The sequence below is a fragment of the Streptomyces sp. ID05-39B genome, from assembly GCF_033794725.1.
Lineage (GTDB): Bacteria > Actinomycetota > Actinomycetes > Streptomycetales > Streptomycetaceae > Streptomyces > Streptomyces bobili.
In genome coordinates, this window is sequence record NZ_JARGEF010000481.1 from 1 (window position 1) to 1940 (window position 1940).

General features: G+C 72.9%; 2 protein-coding genes. Both read right to left on the reverse strand.

All coding sequences use genetic code 11. From position 1 onward, the window contains the following. The coding region (locus P1P75_RS41295; RefSeq protein ID WP_319265134.1) for a sigma-70 family RNA polymerase sigma factor at window positions 1-1193 on the reverse strand (1193 nt) is incomplete at its 3' end. Window positions 1194-1354: 161 nt separating this feature from the next. Then, window positions 1355-1564 (reverse strand): hypothetical protein, encoded by a 210-nt coding sequence (locus P1P75_RS41300; RefSeq protein ID WP_319265137.1) that lies wholly within the window; start codon window positions 1562-1564, stop codon window positions 1355-1357. Window positions 1565-1940: the final 376 nt, after the last annotated feature.

Here is a 1940-nt window from a genome sequence, read left to right on the forward strand (position 1 = left end):
GACGGGGACGCCGACGGGGAGGGAGAGGGGGAGGTGGAGGTGGAGGCCGATGGAGAGGGTGTGGCGCCGGGCGTCGGGAGGTCCGTGCGGAGCGCCTCGTCGGCGGTCCGTGCCGCGGTGCGCCCGCCGGGCTCCTCGCCGGGCTGGGTGCCGAAGTAGTAGATGCCGCCGCCCGTGACACAGGCGGCCACGACCGCCGCGCCGACGGCCCGGCGCCGCGTGCGCCGCCTGCGACGGGCGGCACCGCGGGCGGTGGGCTGCCCACCGGCGGAGCGGCGCCTGCCGGCGGCCGGTACGGCGTCGGCGGACATCTCGCCGGTGCCGGCGGCCGGGACGGCGTCGCCGGAAATCTCGCCGGCGCCGAGCGGGGAGGCCGATCCGGCCATGGCCGAGGCATCGTGGGCCGAGCGGATGCTCGCCGCCAGCGCGGGCGACGCCGCCACCAGTGCCAGGCCGGCCAGCAGCCCCTCGGCGGGCAGCAGCCCGCTCCACAGCCCCGAGCAGCGCGTGCAGTCGCGCGCGTGCCGGGCTATTCGCTTGCGCCACAGCGCCGAGGGGCGTCCGTCCCAGCCCGTCAGGACGCCCCGGAGTTCCTCGCAGGGCTGCGGGGCATCGAGCGCCCGCACGACGACACGGGCGGCCTCCAACTGCGCCTTCATCCGCTGCACGCGGACCGCGGTGTGCTGCGGGGAGAGCTCCAGCGCCTCGGCCACCTCGGCCCGGGTCAGCGCACCGGCGCACTCCAGCCACCACAGGGACAGCAGGCTCCGGTCGTCGGGCTCCAGCCAGCGGGTGGCGCGCGCGGTTTCCTGCCGCTGGCCGGACAACTGAAGCCGCATCATGGCGAGATCGACGAAGTCGGCGCCCGGGTCGGCGAGTTCCCCGGCCTCTTCGACGGGGCTGCCGTGGGCCAACTGCCGCTGCTGCCAGTGCGCACGGATCTGGTTCATGGTGATGGCCACCAGCCAGGACCGGAAGCTCCCGGGGTCGCGCAGCGCGGTCAGGGAGTCCAGCGTGCGGAGCATGCTCTCCTGGACCACGTCGTCCACGTCCACCGAGCCGTTCAGCGCCCGGCCCACGATGTTGTAGACCAGCGGAAGGTACGCGCTGACCAGAGCGTCCTGTGCCGCCGGGTCGCCCCCTCGGGCAGCGGTCACCAGGGCCGCCTGCTCCACCGTGTGCTGAGTACTCATTGCCGCTTCCCTGTCGTCGACGCCGAACCGTGCTGTCCGTGACAAGGGAGATCTCTGAGGGAGCCCCGGATAACAGTTATTCGGAAATTCGTGTGAGCCGATGTTCGCGGCGCCACACCGCCACCGCAATGGGGAGGGTCACACCGGGCCCGCCGGATGCCTCAACGGCCCGCCTCCGTAAGCCCGGTCGCGAACTGTCCCACCACGTCCGCGACACCTTGTCCGAAGGCCGTGGGTGCGACGAGAACACCGAAGATCAGCACGATGAGCACGGTCACCTGCTCGTCGTTACGGCTCCGCGCCTCGGTCCGGCGCCGCAGCCGCACCACGATGATCACCGCGAGCAGCACGGCCACGTTGATGGTCAGCACGACAAGTCCTCCCCCTCGCACGAACGTCTGTGCACCGGTCTAGCCACAGACGGCGGCGGAAGCGGCCCGCAGCCACCGCGATGGCCGCATCCCGAACCAGGTCGACCGAAATCGCGGTGTTGCGCGGTGCCCCCTGATGCGCCACGCCCTCCGCACGCCCCACCGGGCGCGTCCGTACGGGTGGCATCGGCCGGGCGGCGAAGCGGCTCGGGGCCGTCCCGCGTTGTGCAGAACCCCACCATCACTCTCGGGAAAGGCACTTCGATGCGACGTACGATCCTTCTCGCCGTCTGCGCCCTGATCACCGCCGCCGCCACCGGTTTCTTCACCACCAGCGCCATCCGCAGCCGCTGAGGCGCCCCGCCCGCCCCATCAC